We start from the raw sequence: 26,571 nt of genomic DNA, 5'->3' as shown, positions 1-26,571 counted from the left end.
GTCTTGAAGTTAAAGTTTTAAAGGCCAGAATTAAACAGGTGGGCCTGATAAATCCAGCCCAAACCACGTCATCTGATCATGCATTGGGAATGGCTGCCTTGCGCGGGCAGGTATATCGTTGCCCCTGTTGCAACGGACTTGTGCCAGCGATCCGATTGTAAGCAACTGATTTGATGGATATCCTGAAACAATACCACGTTGTGAAAGCCCATCTGAAATGCATGCCAAGCCCACCCTGACGCGCGGACTTCTGACCTTTATGGCGGTCGGAAGTGGCCTGTCTGTCGCCAGCCTTTATTACGTGCAGCCGCTTCTTGAATTGCTGGCCCGCGAATACGGGTTAAGTGAAACCAGCGCCGGACTTCTGGTGACGGTCGCGCAGCTTGGCTATCTGACCGGCTTGATTGCGGTTGTCCCGCTTGGTGATCATCACGAACGGCGTAAACTTTTGACGGTGACGTCGGCTCTTACGGCGCTTGGATTGCTCGCCATGGGGTTGGCGCCATCGTTTCTGATGCTGGTGGCTTTCAGTATTTCGGTCGGCATTACCTGTGTGACGGCACAAATTCTGGTGCCGCTCGCCGCCCACCTTGCGGCCGATGACAAGCGTGGATCGGCGGTGGGGGCTGTAATGAGCGGGCTTTTGCTGGGGATCTTGCTGGCGCGTACTTTTTCCGGCGTGATGGCGGAGCTCGCCGGATGGCGATCGGTCTTTATTGTCGCGTCTGTCCTGATGGCGTTCTATGCAGTTGCGTGCTATCGCATCATTCCCAATATTCCGCCGACCTCGCATACCAGCTATCGCGCACTTTATCTGTCGATCCTGCATCTGTTCAGGGATGAGCCGGTTCTGCGGCGGCGCAGCCTGATTGGCGGGTTGCAATATGCGGTCTTCGCGATTTTCTGGACGTCGATGGCCTTCATGCTGGTGCGCCAGTATGACATGTCCGAAGCCGTCATCGGGCTTTATGGCCTGATCGGGGCGATCGGTATTCTGGCAGCGCGCATCGCTGGTCGTCTGGCTGACAAGGGCTGGGCACGGCTTAGCACCGGCGGGTTCCTTTTGACCACCATATCAAGCTGGGTGTTGCTCTATTGGGGGCAATGGTCGCTGGTGGCCTTTGCCATCGGGGTGGTGTTGCTCGATCTTGGTATTCAGGGCACACATATCTCGAACCAGAGCGAGGTTTATCGCCTGAGTGCCGAGGCCCGCAGCCGCCTGACAACAGGCTATATGGCCAGCTACTTCTTTGGCGGTGCCTGTGGATCGGCAAGCTCGGCTGTTGCTTATGGCATGGGGGGATGGCCTGCTGTGGTGGCCCTTGGATCAACTGTTTCGGTCCTGTGTGCGGTGATCTGGGCTGTGACCGAATTGCGCCTGCCGCTGCGACAGATGAAACACGGTGCCTGAACCCGGACAGGGCCCGGACAGGAAACGTTGCGGCACACAAAGCAAAACGGCCGCCCCATCGGGACGGCCGTTCGCGCAAGAACGATCTAAGCGATGCTTAGTTCTTTTCTTTGTCGACGAGCTGGTTTGCAGCAATCCACGGCATCATCGCACGCAGTTTGGTACCAACTTCTTCGATTTCATGTTCGGCGTTCAGACGGCGGGTTGCCTTGAACATCGGCTGGCCGCAATGCATTTCCTGAACGAAGTCACGAACGAATTTGCCTTCCTGAATGTCAGCAAGAACTTCTTTCATGCGTTCTTTGACCGATGCGTCGATCACGCGCGGGCCGGTGACATAGTCGCCGTATTCTGCGGTGTTCGAGATCGAGTAACGCATGTTGGCCATGCCGCCTTCATACATCAGGTCAACGATCAGCTTAACTTCGTGCAGGCACTCGAAATATGCCATTTCCGGTGCATAACCAGCTTCGGTCAGGGTCTCAAAACCGTATTTGATCAGCTGGGTCAGGCCGCCACAGAGAACTGCCTGCTCGCCGAACAGGTCGGTTTCGCATTCTTCGCGGAAGGTGGTTTCGATAACGCCGGAACGACCGCCACCGATTGCCGATGCATAGGACAGTGCAACTTCAAGCGCGTTGCCCGAAGCGTTCTGTTCGATAGCAACCAGGCACGGAACACCGCCGCCACGCTTGTATTCGGAACGAACGGTGTGACCCGGGCCTTTCGGCGCGATCATCATGACGTCAAGGTCAGCGCGCGGCTCGATCAGGCCGAAGTGAACGTTCAGACCGTGTGCGAACAGAAGTGCGGCACCCTGTTTCAGGTTGTCACGCAGTTCGTTTGCATAGATCGCTGCCTGGTGTTCGTCCGGGGTCAGGATCATGACGACGTCTGCCCATGCGGCTGCTTCGGCCGGGGTCATGGTTTTCAGACCGGCAGCTTCGGCTTTCTTGCGCGAGCTCGAGCCTTCACGAAGGCCAACAACAACTTCTTTAACGCCGGAGTCATGCAGGTTCAGTGCATGGGCATGGCCCTGCGAACCGTAACCGATGATGGCAACTTTTTTGGTCTTGATCAGATTAACATCTGCATCGCGGTCGTAATAAACACGCATCTTTCGATACCTCTGGACGTTGGACCACGCTTATGTCTGTGCGTGGTGGATGGTAATAATGATTTCGGGAACATATCCCGATGCCTTGCCCGATGCGGATCACCAGGCAGGGCAAACTCACATCGTTAGTGTGCCGCGCGAAATCGCAGCCACACCGGTACGCGAAATTTCCGAAAGCCCCAGTGGCGCCATCAATTTGATGAAGGCATCAATCTTTTCGGGGCTGCCGATGATTTCATAAACGAAGGAATTATTGGTCGCATCGACTGCGCGGGCCTTGAAGATGTCGGCGATACGCAGGGATTCAACACGCTGTTCACCCGTGGCGATCACTTTGACCAGTGCCAGTTCACGTTCGACACTCGGTCCGGCAAGTGTCAGATCGCTGACCTTGTGAACCGGGACAAGACGCGAAAGCTGTGCCTTGATCTGTTCGATTACCATGGGCGTGCCCGAGGTAACCACAGTGATGCGCGACTGGTGGGCATCGGCGTCGACTTCGGCAACGGTCAGGCTTTCAATGTTATAGCCACGACCGGAAAACAGGCCGATCACGCGGGCCAGAACGCCAGATTCGTTGTCCACCAGAACGGATATGGTGTGTTTCGAGATTTCGGTTTCTTTCACGGTTTCGCTCCGTAGGTACTCGGCCAGGAGGCACATTGAGGCATCTTTGTGCCGCCCGCGCCGGCCTTTTAATTATGGTTTGATGAGTTCGTCTCGCACATTGGTTTGTGCGGATCAGACCAGAACCATCCCTTCGTCGGAATCAATGGCTTCGTTGCCGTCGGTTTCCTGCCCAAGCAGCATTTCATTATGCGGCTTGCCCGATGGAATCATCGGATAGCAGTTTTCCTTGTCATCCACGGCAACATCCAGAATCACCGGACCATCAATCTCGAGCATCTTCTTGATCGCGTCATCAAGATCGGCCGGATTGTTACAGGTCAGACCGGTAAAGCCGAATGCCTCGGACAGTTTGACGAAGTCAGGCAGGGTCTCGCTATAGCTTTCGGAATAGCGCGAACCGTGCAGAAGCTGCTGCCACTGACGAACCATACCCATGTAACGGTTATTCAGGATCACGGTTTTGATCGGCAGACGATACTGCGTCATCGTCGCGCATTCCTGAATGTTCATCATGATGGACGCATCACCGGTAAAGCACACAACCGTCGCATCGGGATGGGCAACCTGAACGCCAAGGGCGGCCGGCATGCCATAGCCCATGGTGCCAAGACCACCGGACGTCATCCATTCATAGGGATGTTCGAACCCGAAATGCTGGGCTGCCCACATCTGGTGCTGGCCAACATCGGTGGTGATATAGGTCTTGCGATCACGGGTAAGCGCATGAACACGACGAATAACGTGCTGCGGCTTGATAACGTCTTTGGGCTGCTTATAGGACAGGCAGTGTTTGCCACGCCATCCTTCGATTTCATCCCACCAGCTATCAAGTGCGGTCGCATCGATCTTGTACTGTTTGGCTTTCCAGATCTTGATCATGTCTTCAAGAACATGACCGACATCACCAACAATCCCGATATCGACCGGAACGTTTTTGTTGATCGAGCTCTGATCGATATCGATCTGGATTTTCTGCGAATTCGGGGCAAAGAAATCAAGGTTGCCGGTCACGCGGTCATCGAAACGCGCGCCAATCGCGACCATAACGTCGCAATCATGCATCGACATGTTCGATTCATAGGTGCCGTGCATCCCGACCATGCCAAGATACTGCTTGTCCGATGCCGGATAGGCGCCAAGCCCCATCAGGGTCAGCGTGATCGGCGCACCGGTCATGCGGGTGAATTCGGTCAGAAGCTTGCAAGCCTGGGTGCCGGAATTGATGACACCGCCGCCGCAATACAGGATCGGCTTTTTCGCCGATGCCAGCATCTCGAGCGCTTCTTCGATCTGGCTGCGTTCGCCTTTGACGACCGGGTTATAGGTGCGATGCTGAACCTGTGCCGGCTCCATATAGGGAGCCTTGCCAACAAGGATGTCCTTGGGAAGGTCGATCACAACCGGACCCGGACGGCCGCTTGAAGCAACGTGGAAGGCTTCGTGCATGGTGCGTGCAAGACGATCCGGATTTTTCACCAGATAGTTATGCTTGGTGCACGGGCGGGTAATGCCGGTGGTGTCGGCTTCCTGGAAGGCATCATTCCCGATCAGATGGGTCGGGACCTGGCCGGTCAGGCAGACAACTGGAATAGAATCCATCAACGCGTCGGTAAGGCCCGTAACAGCATTTGTCGCACCCGGTCCCGAGGTCACCAGCACAACGCCGACCTTGCCGGTCGAACGGGCGTAACCCTCAGCAGCGTGGACAGCAGCCTGTTCATGGCGCACTAGAACGTGACGAATCCGGTTTTGTTTAAATATCTCGTCATATAGCGGTAGGACAGCGCCGCCAGGATAGCCGAACACGACTTCCACACCCTGATCAGCAAGGGCCTGCAACACTACTTCCGAACCGCTTAAAATACGTTCTGCCATGATTTTCGAGCCTCTTTACTTAACGACAACAACGTGTCGCGTGATAACCGCGTGATTGAAACATGATCCAATTATCCTCAAATTGGAGTTGAAAAATCCGCCGAAACGGCGGTTTTCCGCCATTTCGGCGGGGGAAGCGCCAACCTATCGCCTCACTTTGGCGTGGTCAACAGAAATTGGTTAATATCATGACGCATTTTTGCTGCCAAACTTTCCGAATATTGCGCGTCGATGATTTCCTTGTCGCTCATCTGGTGGCGAAACCACGTCAATTGGCGCTTTGCGTAACGTCGGGTTTCGCGTTGTGATTTTTCCTGGGCGGTGGGCAAATCGATCTCGCCGGCAAGGTATGCGCCAAGCTCGCGCACGCCCACGGCCTTCATGACCGGCGCCGTGTCAGGAAGCCCAAGCGCAATCAAATCGCGGACTTCATCGATCGCGCCCTGTTCAAGCATAAGGTCAAAACGGCGATTGCAGCGGTCATAAAGAATATCGCGCGGCGGCATGTAACAAAGTTTTTTGAACTTCATATTGGCGGGCGGGGGAACCATCGGTTCCTTGTGCCAGGAAGCCAATCCGCGACCGGTATGGGCAAAAACTTCGGCGGCGCGAATCATCCGTTGCGTATTGGTGCCATCGAGTGTTGCCGCGGTCTCCGGATCGTTCTTTTTAAGCTTTTCAAAGAAGGCGGCATGGCCAATATCCTCGAGTTCGGCGGTCACACTGTCGCGAATCCGGCTCGGAACATCGGGAATGGGGGCGATTCCTTCGGTCAGGGCATTCAGATACATGCCCGTTCCGCCCGTTACGATCGGCAATTTTCCCTGCGCGTGGCAGTCATTGATTTCGGCCATCGCCATGTCGCGCCACTTGCCGGCCGAACAGGCTTCGCGTCCCGACAGCACACCATAAAGCCGGTGTGGCGCACGCGACGTTTCACTTTCATCGGGGCGGGCACTCAGGACACGGAGTTCGGAATAGACCTGCATGCTGTCGGCATTGATCACCACCCCGTCAAACGCTTCGGCCATATCAAGCGCAAGTGCGGATTTGCCGCTGGCAGTCGGGCCAGCAACGATCAGGACCGGGGCAAAAGACAAATTGGCATTCACAGCCGACATAAAAGGCACTTCCAAATTCAAACACGTGTCAAAGGCCGATCAGTCTATTGACTTCGATGCCAAAGGCATAGCGATTTGGGACAATAACCGGCTGCAAAAAACACGTAAGCATGGCGTCGATCATCAAAGTTCTCTTGCCACAGTCGGGCGCAATTCGGATAAAGGCGACAAATCTGTTTTATGCCTTTTCCGCCAAGGAGCCCGCAGACCATGAAATTGGTACTGACCCTGATTGCCGCCCCCAATTCAAATGCGCTGACCAAAAACGTGATTGATCAGGCCGCAATCGCCTTGACCGGTGCCGGTGCGCTGGTCGGGGATGTTACCTGGCTGGCGGATGGCGAGGCATGCGATCTGATTTTTGATGGCATTCCACTTGATGTGGCCGATACCAGCCTCGCCGAGGCGGAGCTTGGCGTGGACGCCGTCACCCAGAAAATCTCCACCCGGCGCAAGAAGCTGCTGATTGCCGATATGGACAGCACCATGGTCACCGGGGAAACCCTTGACGAACTGGCCGAGTTTGCCGGTGTAAAGGAACGTGTCGCCGCGATCACCGCGCGCGCGATGAACGGGGAACTTGATTTCGAAGCGGCCCTTGATGAACGTGTCGGCCTGCTTGAAGGCATGTCGACAGACATGCTGCAAGAAGCGTGGAAAACCGTGGAATATACCGGCGGGGCCAAAACCCTTGTTGCCACCATGAAGGCCAACGGGGCGTTTGCGGCACTGGTATCGGGCGGATTTGATTTCTTTACCGGTGCGGTTCGGGCCGAACTTGGTTTTGACTATGATCAGGCCAATGTCCTGATCGAAAGTGATGGCAAACTGACCGGCAAGGTCAAGAAGCCGGTGCTCGATCGCCAGGCCAAGGTCGATGCCCTTGAAACCCTTTCAGCCCAGCAGGGCATTACGGTCGATGATGCAATTGCGGTTGGCGATGGCGCCAATGATCTTCAGATGATCTCGCTTGCCGGGACCGGCGTTGCCTTCCACGCCAAACCGTCGGTGCAGGAACAGGCACGTATTTGCATCAATCACGGTGATCTGACAGCGTTGCTTTATCTGCAAGGTTACAGCAAGTCCGATTTCGTTTCCTGATATCGGAAACCCCGAAAAGAAAAAGGGCGGCCTGCCAAGCAGGTCGCCCTTTTTTCGTATGATCGTGTTCGGGATGCTTATTCAGCAACCGAGAGTGTGAGGCCGAAGTAACGCGGGCCAGCCGATGTTTCGATCAACATCAGGATGGTGCGTTTGTCATCATCGACCGCGGCTTTGACGGCCTTGGTGACGTCTTCGACGGTTGTGACCGAGCTGTGCGATGCCTCGATGATGATATCACCGGGACGAACGCCTTTTTCAGCCGCATAGCTGTCACCCGAAACATCGGTGACAATCACGCCTTCGGTACCTTCGGCAAGGTTGTAACGCTGACGAAGTGCGTCATCGACATTGGCGACCTTGATGCCCAGTTCGGCAATGCTGGCTTCGGCGATTGCCGGGGCTTCATCGCCTTCGGACGGGCTTGCGCTTGCGGCAATCACTTCTTCTTCAAGTTCGCCAAGCTCGACCTGTACGGTCTGTTTCTTGCCATCGCGCCAGATCACAACATCGACATCCTTGCCGATTTTGGTTTCGGCAACGATACGCGGCAGGCGGCGCATGGACTCGACATCCTTGCCATCAAATTTCAGGATGACATCACCCTGTTTGATGCCGGCTTTCTTGGCCGGGCTGTCGTCAGAAACGCCGGCAACCATTGCGCCGGTTGCGCTATCAAGGCCAACCGAGTCCGCGATATCGTCGGTCACGGTCTGGATGTGAACACCAAGCCAGCCACGACGGGTACGGCCATATTCCTTAAGCTGATCAACAACACCCTGTGCAATGGCCGACGGAATGGCAAAGCCGATGCCAACCGAACCACCGGACGGGGAATAGATCGCGCTGTTAATACCGATCACGTCGCCATCAAGGTTGAACAACGGCCCGCCAGAGTTCCCGCGGTTGATCGATGCATCGGTCTGGATGAAGTCATCATACGGACCCTGGTTGATGTCGCGGTTGCGGGCGGAAATGATGCCGGCCGTTACCGTACCGCCAAGACCGAACGGGTTCCCGATCGCCATTGCCCAGTCACCGATACGCGACGCGTCCGAGTCCCCCCATTTTACAAATGGCAGGTCATCCTTCGGTTCGACTTTCAAAAGGGCGACGTCGGTTTTCGGATCGCGACCGATCAGTTCGGCATCAAGGGTTTCACCATCATGAAGACGGACGCTGATTTCATCGGCACCATCAATAACGTGATTGTTGGTCACAATGTAACCGTCAGCCGAGATGATAAAGCCCGAACCAAGTGCCGTAGCGCGGCGCTTTTGCGGGGCCTGACCACCTTGGCCGCCCTGGCCATTGCGATCCATGAAGTCACGGAAAAGGTCTTCGAATGGCGAACCGGGAGGGAACTGGAAATCCGGTCCCTGGCGTTCAGCGACCATCTGGCTGGTAGATATATTCACGACACTCGGCAGAAGCTTTTCGGCCAAGTCTGCGAAACTCTCAGGAGCGGGGCGGGCATTCGCGATATGCGAAACACTGGTCACGCCAAGGAGAACAATCACCAGTGCAGCGCTAACCTTCGACCGCACCGGGTTGTAAAATGCTTTTAGCATGTGTCTGATCCTGTTCGTTGCCGCGTTCACGGTATTTGTAATTCTGTTTTGCAGCGCGCGATGGGGCGTTTATTTTACCCGTCGCTTAAGTAACCAAATTAACCCCGACTTTGGCAGAATTTGGGCGGCTCTTGGAAAAATCAAGGAATTCTCGGCACAAAGTCGTGACGTTCCTGTCATATCTGGCGGTTTTCGGGGCCTAGAGCCAAACACGTACCGCCCAGATTGCGCCAATGGCAACGACCGCTGCAATCAGTCCACCGATGCGCAATTGTGACTCAGGGATTTCCTGAACCAGTTCCAGCACCCTTTTCGCGCCGCCGGGAAACAGCGAATAAAACATGCCCTCCAGCGCGATGGCCAGAAGTATGGCAGTAGCAAGTTCCTTCATGGGCGTGGACGTTCCGGCGGTTTTTAAAGCCTGCCTTACGCAATGCGCCAGCAGGACTTGATTATGAAAACAAAAAGGGCGACCTGATGCCAGTATCAGGTCGCCCTAGTGTTTTGTCTAGCGGCTTGTGCTTGGAGCCGACTGATTAAAGTATTGGAAAAACTCGCTGTCTGGTGAAAGCACCATGGTCGAGCCATTCGAAAGTGCCGTTTTGTAGGCTTCCAGCGAACGGTAGAATTCGAAGAATTTCGCATCCTGACCGTAAGCTTTACCCAAAATAACGTTCCGCTGTGCATCACCTTCACCCCGCAGGACTTCTGCCTGACGGTTGGCTTCGGCGATGATGCCAATACGTTCACGATCGGCTTCTGCCTGGATTTTCGCCTTGAGCTCTTCACCCTCTGCGCGAAGCTGTGCGGCTTCGGCGATACGCGAAGAACGCATACGGTTATATACCGCCTGCGACGTTTCCTGCGGAAGGTCGGTACGACCGATACGAACATCAATCAGTTCGACACCGAATTCCTTGGCCGGATCAACCAGGGTCGCCTGGATCTTTTCCATGATCTGTGCACGGTTGTCCGACAGCATTGCAACAAGCGGGGCCTGCGCAAGTTCACCACGGATGACCGAGTTCAGTCGCTGACCAAACAGCTGCACAAAGTTGGCAGAGTTGGTAGCACGCTGACGGAAGGTCAGGGGATCGATAATTCTCCAGCGGGCAAAGCTGTCAACATTGACACGCTTCTGATCCGACAGAAGAACCTGCTGTACCGGCGGATCGAGTTCAAGAATACGACGCTCGTAATATTCGACGTTCTGGATCGGCAGTTTGAAATGCAGGCCCGGCTCGGAAACCGCATGAACCGGATTACCGAACTGAAGAACAAGTGCCTGCTGGTCCTGACGAACCGTAAAGACACACATCGAACCAACCACAGCGGCAATTACAAGGACGACGCCAGCGGCAATAAGTTTAGGACTTGCCATTAGTTGTTGCCTCCTGCATTCGCACGTTTCTGAACTTCCGGCAGCGGCAGATACGGGACAACGCCGTTTCCATCGCCTTTCTGATCAAGAATGATCTTTTCGGATTTGTTCAGGATGTCCTGCATGGTTTCAAGATACAGGCGACGTGTGGTCACGTCCTGCGCGGTCAGATAGGAATTATAGACCGAGGTAAAGCGTTCCGCTTCACCTTCTGCTTCCTTGGTCACGCGGTCCTTATAGGCACGCGCCTGAAGAACCTGACGTTCAGCTTCACCCTTTGCACGCGGGATGATGTCGTTGCGATAGGCCAGTGCCTCGTTCTGGGAACGGTCACGGTCCTGACGGGCACGCTGCACGTCGTTGAACGCATCGATAACATCACGCGGCGGATCCACTTTCTGCATCTTCACTTCTGCAATGAAGATACCGGAATCATACCCGTCCATGATTTTCTGAAGCAGGGTACGGGTCTGTTCCTCAACCCGGACACGGCCAACCGTCAGAGCCTCTTCCAGATTGGTTTTCCCGATCACTTCACGCATCGCACTTTCGGATGCCAGCTTGATGGTGTTTTCCGGATCGCGAACATTGAACAGATATGCGCCCGCGTCGCTGATGCGCCACTGAACAACATAATCAATGTCGATGATGTTCTGATCACCGGTCAGCATCAGGCTTTCTTCCGGAACGTCACGCGAACCGTTCGATGCCACCGTGCCTGCACCGCGATAGCCAACCTCGATCTGGTTGGTGCGTTCGACATTCGGCTTGATGACTTCGCCGATCGGGGCGGGCAGGAAGTAGTTCAGACCAGGGCCGGTTGTGCCGACCCATTTGCCAAACAGAAGTGTCACACCCTGTTCGCCCGGCTGCACACGATAGAAGCCGGTCAAAAGCCACAACCCGATCACAGCGATACCGATCAGGACAAAGCCCTTGTAACCGCCACCACCGGGGAACAGCCGTTTCAGGCGTTCCTGGCCTTTACGAATCATTTCATCAAAATCAGGGGGCGTATTTCCGCCACCGCCACCACCCTGGGGACGCTGTCCCCACGGATTCTGGCCGCCGCCGTTATTTCCGCCGCCACCCCAGGGGCCGCCGCCCCCTTGTGAATTCCAAGGCATCGAGTGTTTTCCTCTTCTTGCCGTTCGGTGTTTATCTTTGTTTACCGAGCTTGGGGACGTTACCCCCAACGCATGCTCCGTCCAACAAGATCCAGTGTGCCATTCTGGCGTGGATCCAGACCACGTGACAGCCGTGATTTGGCCCGATTGACATTTCGCACGATCAAGGCCGGTAAAACCCGGCAAAGTTCGGGCGATCAGTCCGTTACCACCAGTCCGGCAACATGTTGATCATATGCCATTTGGTGGTGCAACCGATTGCAGACCATAGCAAACTCACGAAATCTTGTTGGACGGAGCATGCCCTTAGGCCTTATATGACAGCTTGCCTTGCAAAACAATGTTACGCGCCTGCAAGTTCTGTGTGATCACGGACTTAAGCCAAAATTTGGAGACCGCAATATGACTTCGCTCAACCGTGAACAGATTGTCGCCGCACTCGACAGCGTCATCGACCCGGTCGACGGCAAATCAATCACAGCCAAGGATATGGTGCAAGGTATTGATATCAATAATGAAGTCGTCAATGTAATGATCGCGGTCGATCCAAAGCGCGGCCCGGCACTCGAAGATTTGCGTCAGGCCGCCGAAAAGGCCGTGGCTGCTGTGAACGGGGTCACAACTGCCCGTGTCGCCCTGACGGCGGAACGACCGGCGGCTGCAAGTCAGTCCGCGCCACAACAACCAGCGGCTGCGCGCCCGGCACAACCCGGACAGCGCCCGCAAGGGGCCGGTCAGAAGCCGCTTGAACTGCCAACCGTGCGCAGCATCGTCACCGTCGCATCGGGCAAGGGCGGGGTTGGCAAATCGACCACGTCGGTCAATCTGGCGCTGTCGCTGGTGGCCAAGGGGCTCAAGGTCGGCCTGCTTGATGCCGATATTTATGGACCCAGCCTGCCGCGTATGATGGGGCTTCGCGCTGCCAAGCCGACCCCGTCATCCGAACATCAGGGCAAAATGATCCCGCCATCGGCCTTTGGCATCCGGATCATGTCGATCGGGTTCATGGTTGATGAAGAACAGCCGGTAATCTGGCGCGGACCGATGGCGATGGGCGCGCTTGAACAGCTTCTGCGTGATACCGACTGGGGCGATATTGATGTGCTGGTGGTCGACATGCCCCCGGGCACCGGTGACATTCAGCTTTCCATGGCACAGCGTGTTCCGGTGACCGGCGCTGTCATTGTTTCAACCCCGCAAGACATTGCCCTTCTGGACGCCAAAAAGGGCCTGAACATGTTCCGCAAGGTCAATGTGCCGGTCTTCGGCCTGATCGAAAATATGTCCTATTACAAATGCCCGGAATGCGGCCATGTCGATCATGTCTTTGATCACGGCGGCGCACGCAAGGCTGCCGATGAACTGGGGGTTCCGTTCCTGGGTGAAATCCCGCTGGATCTCAAAATCCGTCTGGGGGCCGATGAAGGCAAACCGATTGTCCAGACCGAGGCCGATGGCGAACATGCCAAGGCCTATGGCGCAATCGCCCAAAAGATCGCAACCGCGATCGAAGAACGCGTCGGCCCGTCCGAGGCACCCAAGAAAAAGGGCCTGTTCCCCAAGATCAGCTTCAAGTAACCAGCTGTTTGAACGCCTGAAATCACAAAACCCCGCCAGATTGCTCTGACGGGGTTTTGTTTTGAAATCGGGGTTGCTTACTGAACGGCTTCTGCCATGAAGGACGGCATCCAGCCCTCGTTCAGTTCGCGCAGTTCGGCTAGCGTTACCTTGTCGCCACCATCAATGGTGACAGAATCGCCGCCTGCCTGACCAATGATCACTGCTGCAACGTTCGAGCTGCTTGCCGCATTCAGGACTTTGTCCGGGTCGCGGGTTGCGATCACGTAACGGCCCTGGTCTTCACCAAACAGCCACGCGATTTCGCTGCCAACTTCCGGAAGATGCAGTTCAGCACCGATATTGCCGGCAAGGCACATCTCGGCAACCGTGACCAGCAAACCGCCATCGGCGATATCGTGGCAAGTCCGCACAAGACCAAGTTCGATCAGTTCGCGGACCAGCGTACCGGCACGCTTTTCCGCATTCAGATCAACCGGCGGCGGTGCACCTTCTTCGCGACCTTCGATGGTTTTGAGATACAGCGACTGGCCAAGTTCACCGGTGGCCGCACCGATCATGATCAATGCACTGTCATCGCGCTTGATGCCGATCGTTGCGTGGTGACCCAGATCGGAAATCACACCAACGCCACCAATTGCCGGGGTCGGCATGATGCCAACGCCGTTGGTTTCGTTGTAAAGCGACACGTTGCCTGAAACGACCGGGAATTCCAGCGCGATGCAGGCTTCGCCAATACCCTGGCATGCGCCAACGAACTGTCCCATGATGCGCGGGCGTTCCGGGTTGCCGAAGTTCATATTGTCCGTGATGGCAAGCGGCTTGGCACCGGTTGCAACCAGGTTGCGATATGCTTCGGCAACGGCCTGTTTGCCGCCTTCGACCGGATCGGCCATGACATAGCGCGGGGTGCAGTCGGTGGTGGCTGCAATGCCCTTGTTGGTGCCATCAACGCGAACGACACCGGCATCGCCACCCGGGCGAACAATGGTGTTGCCCATGACCAGATGGTCATACTGTTCCCATATCCAGCGACGTGATGCCAGATCGGGCGATGCGATCAGGGTCTTGAGCGCGTCGATATGGCTGACTTTTGCGGAAATGCTGTCGGGATCAATGCGATCCTGTTTCGGGGTCGGTTCCCACGGACGATCATATTCCGGCGATGCTTCGGCCAGCGGATCAATCGGAAGATCACCGGCAACGTCACCATGCCATTTCAGAACCATGCGTTTGGTGTCGGTCAGAACACCGATGACGGCAAAGTCGAGTTCCCATTTGTCAAAGATCGCCTTGGCGGCTTCTTCGCAACCGGGTTTGAGAACCATCAGCATGCGTTCCTGCGACTCTGACAGCATCAGCTCATAAGGCGTCATGCCTTCTTCGCGCATCGGAACCTTATCAAGCCACAGCTCGACACCGACGCCACCCTTGGACGCCATTTCGAACGAGGACGAGGTCAGACCGGCCGCACCCATATCCTGAATGGCGACGATCATGTCGGTTGCCATCAGTTCAAGGCAGGCTTCAAGCAGAAGCTTCTCGGTGAACGGATCGCCGACCTGAACGGTAGGACGCTTTTCTTCGCTGTCATCATCGAACTCGGCCGATGCCATGGTCGCGCCATGGATGCCGTCACGACCGGTTTTCGAACCGACATAGACAACCGGGTTGCCGATACCGGCCGCCGCCGAATAGAAAATATTGTCCGCATCGGCCAGACCCACGGTCATGGCATTGACCAGGATGTTGCCATTGTATGACGCGTGGAAGTTGGTTTCCCCACCGATGGTCGGAACGCCCATGCAGTTGCCATACCCACCGATCCCTTCGACAACGCCGCTCAGAAGATGGCGGGTTTTCGGATGGTCGGCCTCGCCAAAGCGAAGGGCATTAAGGTTTGCAATCGGACGTGCGCCCATGGTGAAGACGTCACGCATGATGCCGCCAACGCCGGTTGCAGCACCCTGATAGGGTTCGATAAAGGACGGGTGGTTGTGGCTTTCCATCTTGAAGACAGCAGCCTGACCATCACCGATGTCAATCACACCGGCGTTTTCACCCGGACCCTGAATGACCCAGTCAGCCTTGGTCGGAAGGGTTTTAAGCCATTTTTTCGACGACTTGTAGGAGCAATGCTCCGACCACATGACCGAGAAAATGCCAAGTTCGTTGATGTTGGGTTCGCGACCCATGATTTCGAGAACGAGTTTGTATTCTTCCTCGTTCAGGCCGTGTTCCTTGACCAGTTCCGGCGTGATCGGGGTGTTGAAATCAAGTGCACTCACGATGCTGCCTCCACCAAGCTTTTGAACAGATTGCGGCCATCAGTGCCACCATGGAGCGGATCAATCGCATTTTCCGGATGCGGCATCATGCCAAGAACGTTGCCGACCTCGTTGATGATACCGGCAATGTTGCGCTGGGAACCATTAAGGTTGGTTTTGGGATCGACAACACCATCCGCATCGCAATAGCGCAGGATCACGCGACCTTCGCCTTCAAGGCGGTCAAGCGTTTCGCTGTCGGCAAAGAAATTGCCGTCATGATGGGCAACCGGATAGTCGACAACCTCGCCAGCCTTGTACTGGTTGGTAAAGCGGGTATTGGCGTTTTCGATTTTCAGATGCGTGTTCTTGCAGATGAATTTCAGGCTGGCATTGCGCATCAGCGCACCGGGCAGCAGGCCTGCTTCTGTCAGGATCTGGAAACCGTTACAAACACCAAGAATGGTCACACCGGCTTTGGCGCGATCAGCAACAGCGCGCATGATCGGGGATTTGGCAGCCATGGCGCCGCAACGCAGATAGTCGCCATAGGAAAAACCACCCGGAACCATGATGATGTCGGTCTTTGGCAGTTCGGTTTCGCCATGCCAGACTACGATCGGTTTGGTGCCGGTGGCCTGCTCAAGTGCTGCAATGGCGTCATTCTCCCGGTTGATACCGGGGAAGAGGATGACAGCGGATTTCATGAAATACCGTCTCTCGATTAATGTCCGTTACGTGATCGCGAAAGACAAAGGCCCCGCATCGGCAAAGCCCCGTCCAGGCGGTTAGGCCAGCTCGATGCTGTAGTCTTCGATCACGGTATTGGCGAGAAGCTTCTCGCACATTTCCTTGACCTCGGCTTCGGCCTTGGCGGCATCGGTGCCATCCAGTTCGAGTTCGATGAATTTGCCCTGGCGGACGTCATTGACCCCATCAAAACCCAGACCCTGAAGGGCGTGGTGAACGGCTTTGCCCTGCGGGTCAAGAACACCGTTCTTCAGGGTGACATGAACACGTGCTTTCACGAGAAGCTCCTTTAAGTTCGCAGGCGCGGGGCTCGCGCGACTTTGTTTGCAAACAGAACGCTGTCCGGCATTCGCCGCCGGTCAGCCATAAGAAAAGGCCGCGCGAGCGCGGCCTTGGGGTGTTATTTGGTCGCGTCTTTGTTCAGCGACTCTATTTCGGCGGACTCAGGGAGCACACCAAGACGGCGCGCGACTTCCTGATAGGCCTCTTCGACGCCGCCGAGATCGCGACGGAAGCGGTCCTTGTCCATCTTTTCGTTGGTGATGGCGTCCCACAGGCGGCAGTTGTCGGGGCTGAATTCATCAGCCAGCACCAGCTGCGCAAAATCGCCTTCCCAAACACGACCGAATTCAAGTTTGAAATCGACCAGTTTCAGACCGATGCCGCGCATCAAACCACAAAGGTAGTCATTCACACGCAGGGTCATGCCAACGATTTCCTCAAGCTCTTCGGGGCTTGCCCAGCCCAGAGCAAGGATATGCTCGTCAGAAACCAACGGATCACCAAGCGCGTCGTCCTTGTAATAGAACTCGACGATCGGGCGGGGCAGACGTTCGCCTTCTTCAAGGCCAAGACGCTTTGCCATGGAACCGGCAACGATGTTGCGGACCACCACTTCGATCGGAACAATTTCGCATTTCTTGCAAAGCTGTTCGCGCATGTTCAGACGGCGAATGAAATGGGTCGGAATGCCGATTTCCGCCAGACGGGTCATGACGAATTCGGTGATCATGTTGTTCAGGACGCCCTTGCCGGCAATCGTGCCGCGCTTCTGAGCGTTAAACGCAGTGGCGTCATCCTTGAAATACTGAATGATCGTACCGGGCTCAGTACCTTCGTAAAGAACCTTGGCTTTACCCTCGTAGATGGGCTGCTTTCTGGACATTGGCGGGATCTTTCACATCTAGGCCCGCACGGCAACTGCGCAGGCACCCTGAAATTCGCGCCCCCCGTATAGCAGTGCTGGGCGAGAAACTCAATTGTCGCTTAAGCTCTATTTACGCAAACTTGATAATCAAAATTTGCAACCGTCCGGGCATCAATCCCGGGACGGTCTGTTTTACACTGCAAACATCTGGCAAAGTTGCGTTTTATGCCTGATCGGGGCCTAAAGGTTTACCGGATGGAACGGTGTGGTGTCAGGCTGCCCGTCGGCAAATAACCAGACCGGACGACGTGGCAGTTCATGTTCGCTTGTGGGAATCGCCGGCAAACCGATCAGGGACGAACAAACCGTTTCAAATCCCATATTGCTGCGCACCAGCATGGCATCGGACCGGATGTCATGATGATCGGGATCGGGGGCCTCGATACCGGTATCGGCCAGCAGGGCCTGCCAGGCAAACCAGTCATCTGCTTCCGGGTTTGGTGCCGGGGCGGCACGAAACCGTGGCAGATTGCGGCGTGTACGCGCACTGTTTGCCGTATCGTTCAGATCATGGGCCGTCAAAATCGACAATCCTTCGGGAATGTCGGTAATTTCGATTTTTCCTGTCCCGCGATTGGCCAGCCAATAGGCATCCCGGTTATCGGCAATAACCATGTTGAACGGGCGATAGGCATCGCCATCAAGGGCCGCCAGCGCCTGTGCCGCATCAATAGCATCGGCATGATCAAGGGCCTCAAGCGGCAATTCCCCGCGGGATCGTTTGTCCTCGGCCGGGCCAAGGGTGCCAAACCGGTTCAGAACGGCCGCGACAACGCCATCTTCGTTGACACCAAGCCAGGTGCCACCGGCCGTTTCATCCAGTCCGGCCACAACATCGGGACGATCATCCCAGTGACGTGCCGGGGATTTCCACGGGCGATTGTTCATTTCGTCGCGATTGGCGCCGATGATCACCGGCCAGTCATGGTCGGGGCGGCGTAAAATAATGACTGTGCACATGAGCCAGATCAAAGCGCGATGAAAGATGATTTGTCAAATTCAAAAGTGTCGAACAAAGGGGTGAAAAATACCCCGCTTATTCTCAAATATTAATTCAGAGGACGGGCGCAACACACCCAGTGTGAAAGCCGGTGCAACATCCAAGGAGGGCTCGATATGAACAGCTTTAATGATCGTGAACGTGGTTTCGAAGCAAAGTACAGTTTTGATCTGGAACAGGATTTTCGTGTCGAGACACATCTTTATAAAATGCTGATCGCCTGGGCCGGCGAACAGATGGGCATGTCCGCCCAGGAAAGTCAGGATTATGCCGTCAAGGTCGTGGGCGAAGTGGTTGCCAATCCGCGTGACAATGGCGTTGTTGCAATGCTTCTGGCGGACTTCGGGCGCAAAAATGTCGATATCACGGCCTCTGAACTCAATGCCAAACTCGAAGAACTACGTCCGGTTGCGCGCGCAGAAGTCCTGACCTGACGGTCAGGATGCAAGCCTTTGCCAAAAACTTCTAGTTTGCAAACCACTAGGCGGTCTCGTATCCTGCGTCTTGTAATAAAAGACGAGTGGGTGCAACCTTTTGGTGTGATATTATGCACCAGGGGCGTAAGGGTGCTAATCAGGTAGAAGAAGGGCAAAGGCTTTGCGTATCCTTTTGGCGGACGATCACGATCTGGTTCGTGAGGCGATATCACTTCTGTTTCAGCAGTATTTCGACGATTGCGAAGTCGCTGAGGCCGGTGCATTGGAACCGGCGCTGGATTTGATTGACGAAAACAATTCATTCGATCTTGTGTTGCTTGACCTGCGCATGCCCGGCATGAACGGTCTGGAAGGGTTGAAACGTGCACTTGAAAAAGTCGCGCCATCGACCTTTGTGGTTCTGCTGTCGGGTGCCTATCGCAGTGAAGATGTGCGCAACGCCATAGAGGCCGGGGCGCATGGTTTCATTCCCAAGACCCTGCGCGGGCAGGCCCTTGCAAATGCCGTTCAGCTCGTTCTGGCCGGGGAAAAATACCTGCCATCGTCGATTCTGAATGATCTGAGCGACGGCACGATTGGTGGTGGCGACGGTGATGGTCGTCTGGCCGGCGGTTTCGGAAGTGATGGCGACTTTGGCCGTTTGACACCGCGCGAACGCGAAGTCCTGGCACTGCTGTCCGAAGGGCGCCCGAACAAGGATATCGCCCGTCATCTCGACCTGCGCGAGATCACGGTCAAATACCATCTCAAAAACATCTATCGCAAACTCAATGTGTCCAACCGGGCACAGGCGGTGAAAATGGCGCTCGAAGATATGGCGCGCACCGGAAGTTTGTAGTATCTTCGTCAAAGGCAGCTCAGTTTGTGGCGCAAATCCCGGCTCGTGATTTCACGGGCCGTTTTTTGTTGCGAAAACCGGTTTGCGTTCCCTCGTAATGTCACCTGAAACGAGGAAAAATTCATGACTGTCAAAATTGCATTGATCGGCGATTTTAATCCCGATGTCACCGCCCATCAGGCGATCCCGAAGGCGCTTGAAATCGCGGGCAATCGCGCGGGCATATCGGTTCACCATGACTGGATTGCGACCGCATCGATTGATCCGGAAAATATCGCATCACAGCTTGGCCGTTATCAGGGCATCTGGTGTGTGCCTGCAAGCCCGTATCAAAGCTTTGATGGGGCACTTGCCGCCATCGGGTATGCCCGCCTGAACAAGGTGCCGTTTCTTGGCACATGTGGTGGTTATCAACATGCGGTTCTTGAATATGTCCGTAATGAGCTTGGTTTCGGGAATGCCGCAAATGCCGAAATCGATCCCGACGCCGAACTTCCGATTATTGCGCCGCTGGTCTGTGCATTGATTGATCAGGACGGCGGAATTGATCTGCTCAAAGACAGCCTGATCCAGTCCCGTTATGGCCAGGACCAAATCACGGAGACCTATCGTTGCAGTTATGGTTTTAACCGTGACCATGTCGGGTTGCTTGAAGGTCACTCGATGCGCGTTTCGGCCTGGGATCGGGACGGGGATCCGCGTGCTGTCGAAATCGATGATCATCCATTCTTTATCGGAACAGCGTTCCAGCCCGAACGATCCGGATTGCGCGACGAGCCCCATCCGCTGATCTCAGCCTTTGTCGATGCGGCAATGATGCTTGCGGCATAGCTGTTTTCTGCCCAGTTTCATGGGCAGCCATCACATGGTTGCAAAAAAAAAAGCGCCCCCGGGGACACGGGGGCGCAGTTTCTGAGAACAGGGAGCTCTCAGGCTGGTTCGGGCCGGTTGTGGGCCCGGACATCTGGTGATGGGGATATCGCAGGGGTGGTGGACGCGATGGGGGCGGGCGTTCTGCCCGATTGCATGATGATGACCCCGACCAGAATTACCGAAGTGGCAACCAGATCGGTCGCGGTAACCGTTTCACCAAGGATCAGGGTCCCGGTCGCAAGACCGATGACAGGCGGGATATAGGTCGAGCTGGCTGCTTTGATCACGCCGAGTTTTTCGACAACATAGTAATAGCACATATAGGCAATGCCGGTGCCAAACAGGCCAAGCCCGATAAACAGCCCGGCCGTTGCCAGCGGACTGACAAAGATCGCATCAATCCCGTCAAGATCACCCACCACAAGCAAGGTGGCCGACGACAGGCCAAGCTGATAGGTGCAAAGCGCAATCGGGGAAATGCCAAGCGGGCTTATGAATTTGCGCGCATAAACAAAGGACAGCCCGACACAGGCAGACCCGAATGCGATATAGCCGACCCCGGCCGGATCAATTGCCCCGGCACTGCCTTCCCACGGGCGGGCAATGGCGGCAATCCCTGCAAAGCCAAGCACCAATCCCCCGACAGAACGCAGATTGATCGGCTCTCCCTTCAGGAACAGCAGGGCGGCGATAAAGGTGAAGAACGGAATGGCTCCTGCCAGGATCCCGGCGATGCTTGATGGCAGGATCGCGATGCCCTTGGCAAAGGCGTAATAATAAACCGACGCTGCCAGAAGCGACATCACAACGAAATGATGGGTATGTCGCAGGTGCCGCCATGCGAGTTTTCGGCGCAACAACGCAATCAGAAATAACGGCACAAAGCCCATGGTGACCCGAACCATCACAATATGCATCGGGCTGACATAGTGGCTGGCGGTTTTGTTAAACAGATAGGTCAGCCCCCAGACAAGGGCGAGAAATCCGAAAACGATATAGGCATTCTTCTTCATGTCGGAAAACTCGAATTGCGAAGTTTCCACGACATTTACTTATTTACCGTGTATCTTACAAATCATGCTATCTGGATCATAATATAGAAAAACTGCATTATGTCACCATATCCGCCCCTGAAGACGCTTCCGGCTTTCGAGGCTGCATTACGTCTGCAAAGCTTTTCGCTGGCTGCGGATGAACTTAATGTCACGCCGGGTGCAGTCGGACAGCAGATCCGCAAACTCGAAGAATGGCTTGGCGTTGAACTGTTCACCCGCTCGGTGCGACAGGTCTACCCGACCGCAGACGGGCTGGCCTATGCCGCCCGTATCGGTCCGGCCTTGCAGCAGATTTCCGATGCCAGTGCGCAATTGCGCCGACGGCAGGATCATTCCGTTCATTTCGCCATGCCGCCAAGCTTTGCCGCCAAGTGGTTTTCATCGCGAATGGCCCGGTTTCTGATCATGCATCCGACCACGGCCCTTCATGTCGGATCGACCGAAGAAAAGCCGAACTTCGATCAGGATGGCCTTGATATTGCGGTTCGCTACTTTGATGGCAATGACGACAGTCTTGAGGCAGTGTTGCTGTATCGCGGGCAGGCTGCTGTTTATTGCGCGCCGTCATATCGTGATGAACTGGGCCTTGAAACACCGGGGGATCTTGTGCGAGCGACCCTGATCAATGATACCAAACATCACTGGTGGGCAGACTGGCTTGCGACCTTTGCCGGAATTGATCCCGATCAGACCCGGGCACTAAAGCATATCGATATTGATCAGACCGCCATGGTAATCGAGGCCGCCATTCACAATCAGGGCGTGGTGATTGCCAACCCGCTTCTGACCGAGGAAGATGTAAGTGAAGGCAAGCTCGTTCATCTTTTCCCGCAACATGTCCTAACGGTGCCCCTTGGCTATTATCTGGTCCATCCGGAAAAGCGCGAATTGCGCAGGCAGGTCCGGCTGTTTCGTGACTGGTTGCTTGATGAAGCAAGCGAACTTACACAAGTTTACTCCCCAATCGGTGTGAGCCGATCGGGGAAGTGATTAAAGGTCGCGGTTCATTGAATATGTGCCCGTATAGCAGGCCTTTGCCAAAACATGACCATCAATCGCGGTTAACAGTTCAGGGCCACCGAAGGGCTGTGGCAGAGGAACTTCATTAACGTCGAGTGCATAAATGGTAAAATGATAGCGATGAATAAGTGCATCATTCCAGGGAGGGCATGGGCCGTCATAATCTGCATAGTTTCCACCCATAGTGGGATGGTCAGCAAACCAATTGGTGTAGTTGTTCAACCCTGCTTCGCCATATGGGCGAGCTCCAGGCTTCTTTCCCGTTGGTGTCACCCTATTTGAAGCCTGACCCTCGTCAATTTTGGTTGTTGACGGCGGTATATTTGCAACGACCCAGTGGTAAAAGTCGACCCTTGGTAAGTCTGGGGATATTGTTTTGCCCTCAATATTGACGTTCTCACCAGAAGATGGAACATCCGAATCATGGCAAATTAGAGCGAACGATTTGGTGCCTTTGGGGATGTCTGTCCAGAAAATGGCCGGATTGATGTTCTCTGCCAATTCAAACCGTCCTTCAGTGGGGATTTTACCAAAGGCAAATTTATTGGGTATTGGCGCGCCTTCGTTCCATCCTTGAATATGAAGCTTCATTATTAGGTTTCCTTTTCCGTGTGTATGTCAACTCGGTGGTAGTTATAAGCGCGGAGGGCTGCCCAAAGAGGCTGGCAAGTTGTTCCGGGGCAATATTGTTATTACTGGCCTCGGAAACTGGATTGGGCTGGTTGCATTCAGATCGTGAGTTCAGGTGGCTTGAATGCGTTTGGATGGTAAACCTCCGGAAAGTAAGGCTCCTCCTCCAGGTGCAATTTCGGAAAGATTAAGCATCTGCAAAATTTTCCGGGTCGTGGCCACTGCCGCAGACAAGGTCGGAAGACCAGATGCGCGTTCAATCATTTCAATTGATGGCAAAGAGGGCATCTGCACACAAGCAGATGCAACGATTGCATCAACACCTGTAAGGTCGAGTTTACGCCACAGTTCAGCAGGCGCGCACGGATCCTGAGCTGCGACCGCCAAATTGTCAGGAATTTCCAGTGCCAGAAAGTCGTGAACTTCAATCCCTTCATTCTCAATGTAATTGACTACCATTTCAGTGAGTGGACGCATGTATGGGCAAATTATAGCAACTTTCTTCGCGCCAAGTTCCTGAATGCCGTCGACCAGTGCTCCTGCTGAATTGAGAATAGGTGTAGGACAACCGTTATCCACGGTTGCTTGGTATAGAGTTTCTGATGATGTTCTGTGGTAACCCAGCCCCATCGACATGATTGCAACAAGGCAGGCATATGCTTGGACTTCTACTGCGGCGTCAGACAGTTCTTGAGCGCAACGTTTACTATCGGCATCCATTGCCTCCAGCTCTTCCTTGATCACGCTTTTCATGCGCATGCGTGACGAGTGAAAGGTGAAGCGATCTGGCAGGATATGTTCACGTGCTTTAAGAAGTGCAGGAATCTCGGTTTCCATAGTGACATTGGAACTCGGTACTATCATTCCGATCCGTCTGGTTCTTTCCGAAAATGGCATATTGGTCTCCGTTTCATTTCTCGTGAAAATTACAAGGAAGAATCCATGGTTGCGTCCGGGCGCTACGTCGCAATCTTAGGGAAGATGCACGGAAGCAGAATGGTAACAAGCATGCAGGCGACTGAGAGCCAAGAAGGTTTGTTTTGATCAAGAAGCATCTGCGCGACGTGATGCCGGAGATCGTTTGTGGACCACTGGTGCGGTAGATTGAGTTCTCTGCTTGGGTTCGGTTAGGAATAAAAGTGCTACCTGTAGGTGTGGGCGATAGGATGGTTTTGATCACTGAATGTCTCTTTGTGTGTTCATTTGAGTTTTATATGTATACATATAAAATTTATAAGAATGCAATAAAAAACTATTGCGTGTCGACTTATGGCCTTGTTCTGGATAAAATCCTCGCAGAAACAGGGGATTGTAAATGGCGCGTGTAGCCGACCAACTTATCGAAGAACTTAAAAACGAAATTCAATCAGGTGTACTTAGCCCCGGGGACCAGCTCGAAGAGGCAGCGCTTGCCGAAAGATTCGGGGTTTCACGAACACCGGTACGCGAAGCGGTGAGATCACTTGTTGAAAGTGGGCTCTTGGAAACGCGGTCGCGCAAAGGGGCCTTCGTCAGAGTTTTGTCGATAAAGGAATTGATTGATCTGTTTGAAGTATGTGCCGAGCTTGAAGGAATGGCGTGTCGGCTGGCGTCAGAACGTTTGACAGATGCTCATCTGAAGAATCTTTTAGAAGGTCTGGAGGCCTGCAATCAGGCTGTTGAGAAGGAAGATACAGAGGCTTATGCCGCTGCAAACCTTCAATTCCATACTGCTATACATAAAGCGTCAGAGAATGATCGGTTAATTGATCAACTTGCTGACTTGTCCAGGACGATCAATCCTTACAGATCGATGCCTTATGGAATTCGAGGTCGGCTTGAGCAGTCATTTGAGGAGCATGTGAACATTAAAGATGCGGTGTTGGCGGGTAATGGTGCAGAAGCCGATTTTCTTATGCGTGATCATATGATGCTGCAGGGGCAGCGCTTGCCATTGCTGCTCAGGGCGTACGGACACGAATAAATCTGGAACAAAAAAAGCCCCGGCCAATGACCGGGGCTTTGATTTTTGATCCGGGTTGCCGTTAGTCGGCAAACACGCGGGCAAAGATCGTGTCGACATGCTTGGTGTGGTAACCAAGGTCAAACAGCGCTTCGAGTTTGTCCATCGGAATACGTGCGGTGACGTCTTCGTCGGTTTTCAGAAGCGACAGAAGATCGCCTTCGCGGTTCCAGACCTTCATCGCGTTGCGCTGAACAATGCGGTAAGAATCTTCGCGCGAAACACCATGCTGGGTCAGGGTCAGCAGCACGCGCTGCGAGAAGACCAGACCACCCATCTGGTTCAGGATCTCGTCCATGCGTTCCGGATAGATCACCAGATTTTCAACAACGTTGGTCAAACGCATCAGTGCGAAATCAAGCGTTACGGTCGCATCCGGGCCGATGTTACGTTCGACCGAGCTGTGCGAAATGTCGCGCTCGTGCCACAGGGCAACGTTTTCCATCGCCGGGATTGCCATCGAACGGACCAGACGGGCAAGACCGGTCAGGTTTTCGGTCAGAACCGGGTTACGCTTGTGCGGCATCGCCGAGGAGCCTTTCTGCCCCTTGGAGAAGAATTCTTCGGCTTCGCGCACTTCGGTACGCTGCAGGTGGCGAATTTCGGTTGCCAGATGCTCGATCGAGGATGCGATGACACCAAGGGCAGCGAAATAGGCGGCATGACGGTCACGCGGGATCACCTGGGTCGAAACCGGTTCCGGTTTCAGGCCAAGCTTGGCTGCGACATGTTCTTCGACGCTCGGATCGATATTGGCAAATGTGCCGACCGCACCGGAAATTGCACAGGTGGCAATTTCGTCACGTGCCGCGACCAGACGATCACGGTTACGTTTGAATTCCGCATAGAAAGTCGCAAGCTTAAGGCCAAAGGTCACCGGCTCTGCGTGGATGCCGTGCGAACGGCCCATGCAGGGAACATCTTTGGTTTCATAGGCGCGCTTTTTAAGGGCGGCCAGAAGCTTGTCCATATCTTCAAGAAGAATGTCGGTTGCCTGGGCAAGCTGCACGTTAAAGCAGGTATCCAGAACGTCCGAGCTGGTCATGCCCTGATGGACAAAACGGGCTTCTTCACCGACCTGTTCGGCCAGTTCGGTCAGGAACGCGATCACGTCATGTTTGACTTCTGCTTCGACGGTGTCGATGCGATCAATGCGGTCCTGGGTATAGGGCTTGTCGCCTTTTTCCCAGACAAGCTTGGCGGATTCAGCCGGGATAACACCCAGTTCAGCCAGTTTGTCAGCAGCGTGAGCTTCGATTTCGAACCAGATACGGAATTTGTTCGCCGGTTCCCAGATGGCTGTCATCTGCGGACGGGAATAACGGGGGATCATGCGGTCGCCTCCGGGCATAATGGTTGGGCGCCGGGGCATGATGTGAATGATCGGAATGCGTGATCAGTTGCACGATCATAAGGCCGGCACGCTTTCACCGGGTCGGATAGTCCATTCCGGGGCAATTGGCAACCCTGCAGACGGTATGGCAGGGATGTGAACGCATTTTTACCGCCCAAAAACTTGTCTTCTGTTAGAAATATAGCAACTTAGATAATATATGCAGTGTTGATCGAAACGCTGTCAG

The 26,571-nt window shown here is 54.6% G+C and carries 25 protein-coding genes; 8 read left to right on the top strand and 17 right to left on the bottom strand.

Going from position 1 to position 26,571, the window contains the following annotated elements:
• Positions 1-217: 217 nt before the first annotated feature.
• On the top strand, positions 218-1,411 hold the full coding sequence (locus WA429_RS17415) for an MFS transporter (RefSeq protein ID WP_287466263.1): 1,194 nt from the start codon (positions 218-220) through the stop codon (positions 1,409-1,411).
• Positions 1,412-1,508: 97 nt separating this feature from the next.
• Here WA429_RS17415 and ilvC read toward each other — a convergent pair whose 3' ends face one another.
• The 4 genes from ilvC to miaA all read right to left on the bottom strand — a co-directional run bounded on the left by ilvC (position 1,509) and on the right by miaA (position 6,154).
• Positions 1,509-2,528, bottom strand: a complete 1,020-nt coding sequence (gene ilvC / locus WA429_RS17410) for a ketol-acid reductoisomerase (protein ID WP_068519609.1) — start codon at positions 2,526-2,528, stop codon at positions 1,509-1,511.
• A 117-nt stretch (positions 2,529-2,645) separates the two neighbouring features.
• Complete coding sequence (ilvN, locus tag WA429_RS17405; RefSeq protein ID WP_068519610.1) at positions 2,646-3,191, bottom strand: acetolactate synthase small subunit; 546 nt, start codon at positions 3,189-3,191, stop codon at positions 2,646-2,648.
• A 78-nt stretch (positions 3,192-3,269) separates the two neighbouring features.
• Positions 3,270-5,033: an acetolactate synthase 3 large subunit gene (locus tag WA429_RS17400; RefSeq protein ID WP_068519611.1), complete on the bottom strand. Its 1,764-nt coding sequence runs from the start codon at positions 5,031-5,033 to the stop codon at positions 3,270-3,272.
• A gap of 152 nt (positions 5,034-5,185) precedes the next feature.
• Positions 5,186-6,154: a tRNA (adenosine(37)-N6)-dimethylallyltransferase MiaA gene (gene miaA / locus WA429_RS17395; protein ID WP_287466264.1), complete on the bottom strand. Its 969-nt coding sequence runs from the start codon at positions 6,152-6,154 to the stop codon at positions 5,186-5,188.
• Between the two features lie 210 nt (positions 6,155-6,364).
• Between miaA and serB the strand changes: the two genes are divergently transcribed.
• Complete coding sequence (gene serB / locus WA429_RS17390; RefSeq protein WP_287466265.1) at positions 6,365-7,255, top strand: phosphoserine phosphatase SerB; 891 nt, start codon at positions 6,365-6,367, stop codon at positions 7,253-7,255.
• 77 nt (positions 7,256-7,332) lie between these two features.
• Here serB and WA429_RS17385 read toward each other — a convergent pair whose 3' ends face one another.
• The 4 genes from WA429_RS17385 to hflK form a co-directional block, all read right to left on the bottom strand.
• Entirely contained in the window at positions 7,333-8,826 is a 1,494-nt protein-coding gene (locus WA429_RS17385) for a DegQ family serine endoprotease (RefSeq protein WP_068519614.1), read from the bottom strand.
• A 199-nt stretch (positions 8,827-9,025) separates the two neighbouring features.
• Complete coding sequence (locus WA429_RS17380; RefSeq protein ID WP_068519615.1) at positions 9,026-9,217, bottom strand: DUF2065 domain-containing protein; 192 nt, start codon at positions 9,215-9,217, stop codon at positions 9,026-9,028.
• A 117-nt stretch (positions 9,218-9,334) separates the two neighbouring features.
• Positions 9,335-10,207, bottom strand: coding sequence for a protease modulator HflC (hflC, locus tag WA429_RS17375; RefSeq protein ID WP_068519616.1), 873 nt, complete (start codon positions 10,205-10,207; stop codon positions 9,335-9,337).
• The gene (gene hflK / locus WA429_RS17370; RefSeq protein WP_068519617.1) at positions 10,207-11,334 is read right to left on the bottom strand and encodes an FtsH protease activity modulator HflK; all 1,128 of its coding nucleotides are present in this window, start codon (positions 11,332-11,334) and stop codon (positions 10,207-10,209) included. Before hflK ends, hflC begins: the two co-directional genes overlap by 1 nt.
• 402 nt (positions 11,335-11,736) lie before the next feature.
• On the opposite strand from hflK, the gene WA429_RS17365 reads away from it, so the two are divergent.
• Complete coding sequence (locus WA429_RS17365) at positions 11,737-12,912, top strand: Mrp/NBP35 family ATP-binding protein (protein ID WP_287466266.1); 1,176 nt, start codon at positions 11,737-11,739, stop codon at positions 12,910-12,912.
• 77 nt (positions 12,913-12,989) lie between these two features.
• Here WA429_RS17365 and purL read toward each other — a convergent pair whose 3' ends face one another.
• The 5 genes from purL to WA429_RS17340 form a co-directional block, all read right to left on the bottom strand.
• A complete protein-coding gene (gene purL, locus WA429_RS17360) occupies positions 12,990-15,203 on the bottom strand; it encodes a phosphoribosylformylglycinamidine synthase subunit PurL (RefSeq protein WP_417826754.1) in 2,214 nt (737 codons plus the stop codon).
• Complete coding sequence (gene purQ / locus WA429_RS17355; protein WP_287466268.1) at positions 15,197-15,886, bottom strand: phosphoribosylformylglycinamidine synthase subunit PurQ; 690 nt, start codon at positions 15,884-15,886, stop codon at positions 15,197-15,199. The genes purL and purQ overlap by 7 nt, the downstream gene beginning before the upstream one ends.
• A gap of 81 nt (positions 15,887-15,967) precedes the next feature.
• Positions 15,968-16,207, bottom strand: a complete 240-nt coding sequence (gene purS, locus WA429_RS17350; protein ID WP_008891731.1) for a phosphoribosylformylglycinamidine synthase subunit PurS — start codon at positions 16,205-16,207, stop codon at positions 15,968-15,970.
• 122 nt (positions 16,208-16,329) lie between these two features.
• A complete protein-coding gene (purC, locus tag WA429_RS17345; protein ID WP_068519621.1) occupies positions 16,330-17,094 on the bottom strand; it encodes a phosphoribosylaminoimidazolesuccinocarboxamide synthase in 765 nt (254 codons plus the stop codon).
• A 222-nt stretch (positions 17,095-17,316) separates the two neighbouring features.
• Entirely contained in the window at positions 17,317-18,096 is a 780-nt protein-coding gene (locus tag WA429_RS17340; RefSeq protein WP_068519622.1) for an NRDE family protein, read from the bottom strand.
• 156 nt (positions 18,097-18,252) lie between these two features.
• Here WA429_RS17340 and WA429_RS17335 point away from each other — a divergent pair, with 156 nt between their 5' ends.
• The 3 genes from WA429_RS17335 to WA429_RS17325 all read left to right on the top strand — a co-directional run bounded on the left by WA429_RS17335 (position 18,253) and on the right by WA429_RS17325 (position 20,242).
• Positions 18,253-18,570 (top strand): DUF1476 domain-containing protein, encoded by a 318-nt coding sequence (locus tag WA429_RS17335; RefSeq protein ID WP_068519623.1) that lies wholly within the window; start codon positions 18,253-18,255, stop codon positions 18,568-18,570.
• Between the two features lie 163 nt (positions 18,571-18,733).
• The gene (locus WA429_RS17330; RefSeq protein ID WP_068519624.1) at positions 18,734-19,411 is read left to right on the top strand and encodes a response regulator; all 678 of its coding nucleotides are present in this window, start codon (positions 18,734-18,736) and stop codon (positions 19,409-19,411) included.
• A 123-nt stretch (positions 19,412-19,534) separates the two neighbouring features.
• Positions 19,535-20,242, top strand: a complete 708-nt coding sequence (locus WA429_RS17325) for a CTP synthase C-terminal region-related (seleno)protein (protein WP_336107685.1) — start codon at positions 19,535-19,537, stop codon at positions 20,240-20,242.
• A 98-nt stretch (positions 20,243-20,340) separates the two neighbouring features.
• Here WA429_RS17325 and WA429_RS17320 read toward each other — a convergent pair whose 3' ends face one another.
• Entirely contained in the window at positions 20,341-21,327 is a 987-nt protein-coding gene (locus tag WA429_RS17320) for a DMT family transporter (protein WP_287466270.1), read from the bottom strand.
• Between the two features lie 69 nt (positions 21,328-21,396).
• Between WA429_RS17320 and WA429_RS17315 the strand changes: the two genes are divergently transcribed.
• Positions 21,397-22,329, top strand: coding sequence for a LysR substrate-binding domain-containing protein (locus tag WA429_RS17315; protein WP_250282518.1), 933 nt, complete (start codon positions 21,397-21,399; stop codon positions 22,327-22,329).
• Here WA429_RS17315 and WA429_RS17310 read toward each other — a convergent pair whose 3' ends face one another.
• Positions 22,330-22,950: a YbhB/YbcL family Raf kinase inhibitor-like protein gene (locus tag WA429_RS17310; RefSeq protein WP_114101471.1), complete on the bottom strand. Its 621-nt coding sequence runs from the start codon at positions 22,948-22,950 to the stop codon at positions 22,330-22,332.
• Between the two features lie 150 nt (positions 22,951-23,100).
• A complete protein-coding gene (locus WA429_RS17305) occupies positions 23,101-23,886 on the bottom strand; it encodes a maleate cis-trans isomerase family protein (RefSeq protein ID WP_278006877.1) in 786 nt (261 codons plus the stop codon).
• A gap of 418 nt (positions 23,887-24,304) precedes the next feature.
• Between WA429_RS17305 and WA429_RS17300 the strand changes: the two genes are divergently transcribed.
• Positions 24,305-24,952, top strand: a complete 648-nt coding sequence (locus tag WA429_RS17300) for a GntR family transcriptional regulator (protein ID WP_287466271.1) — start codon at positions 24,305-24,307, stop codon at positions 24,950-24,952.
• Between the two features lie 61 nt (positions 24,953-25,013).
• Here the strand turns inward: WA429_RS17300 and purB are convergent, their stop codons facing one another.
• The gene (purB, locus tag WA429_RS17295; RefSeq protein ID WP_068519628.1) at positions 25,014-26,324 is read right to left on the bottom strand and encodes an adenylosuccinate lyase; all 1,311 of its coding nucleotides are present in this window, start codon (positions 26,322-26,324) and stop codon (positions 25,014-25,016) included.
• Positions 26,325-26,571: the final 247 nt, after the last annotated feature.

The sequence above is a fragment of the Thalassospira sp. CH_XMU1420-2 genome, assembly GCF_037029325.1.
GTDB lineage: Bacteria > Pseudomonadota > Alphaproteobacteria > Rhodospirillales > Thalassospiraceae > Thalassospira > Thalassospira povalilytica.
Note: the sequence above shows the minus strand (reverse complement) of the source record. Positions and strands in the feature narration are given on the sequence as shown.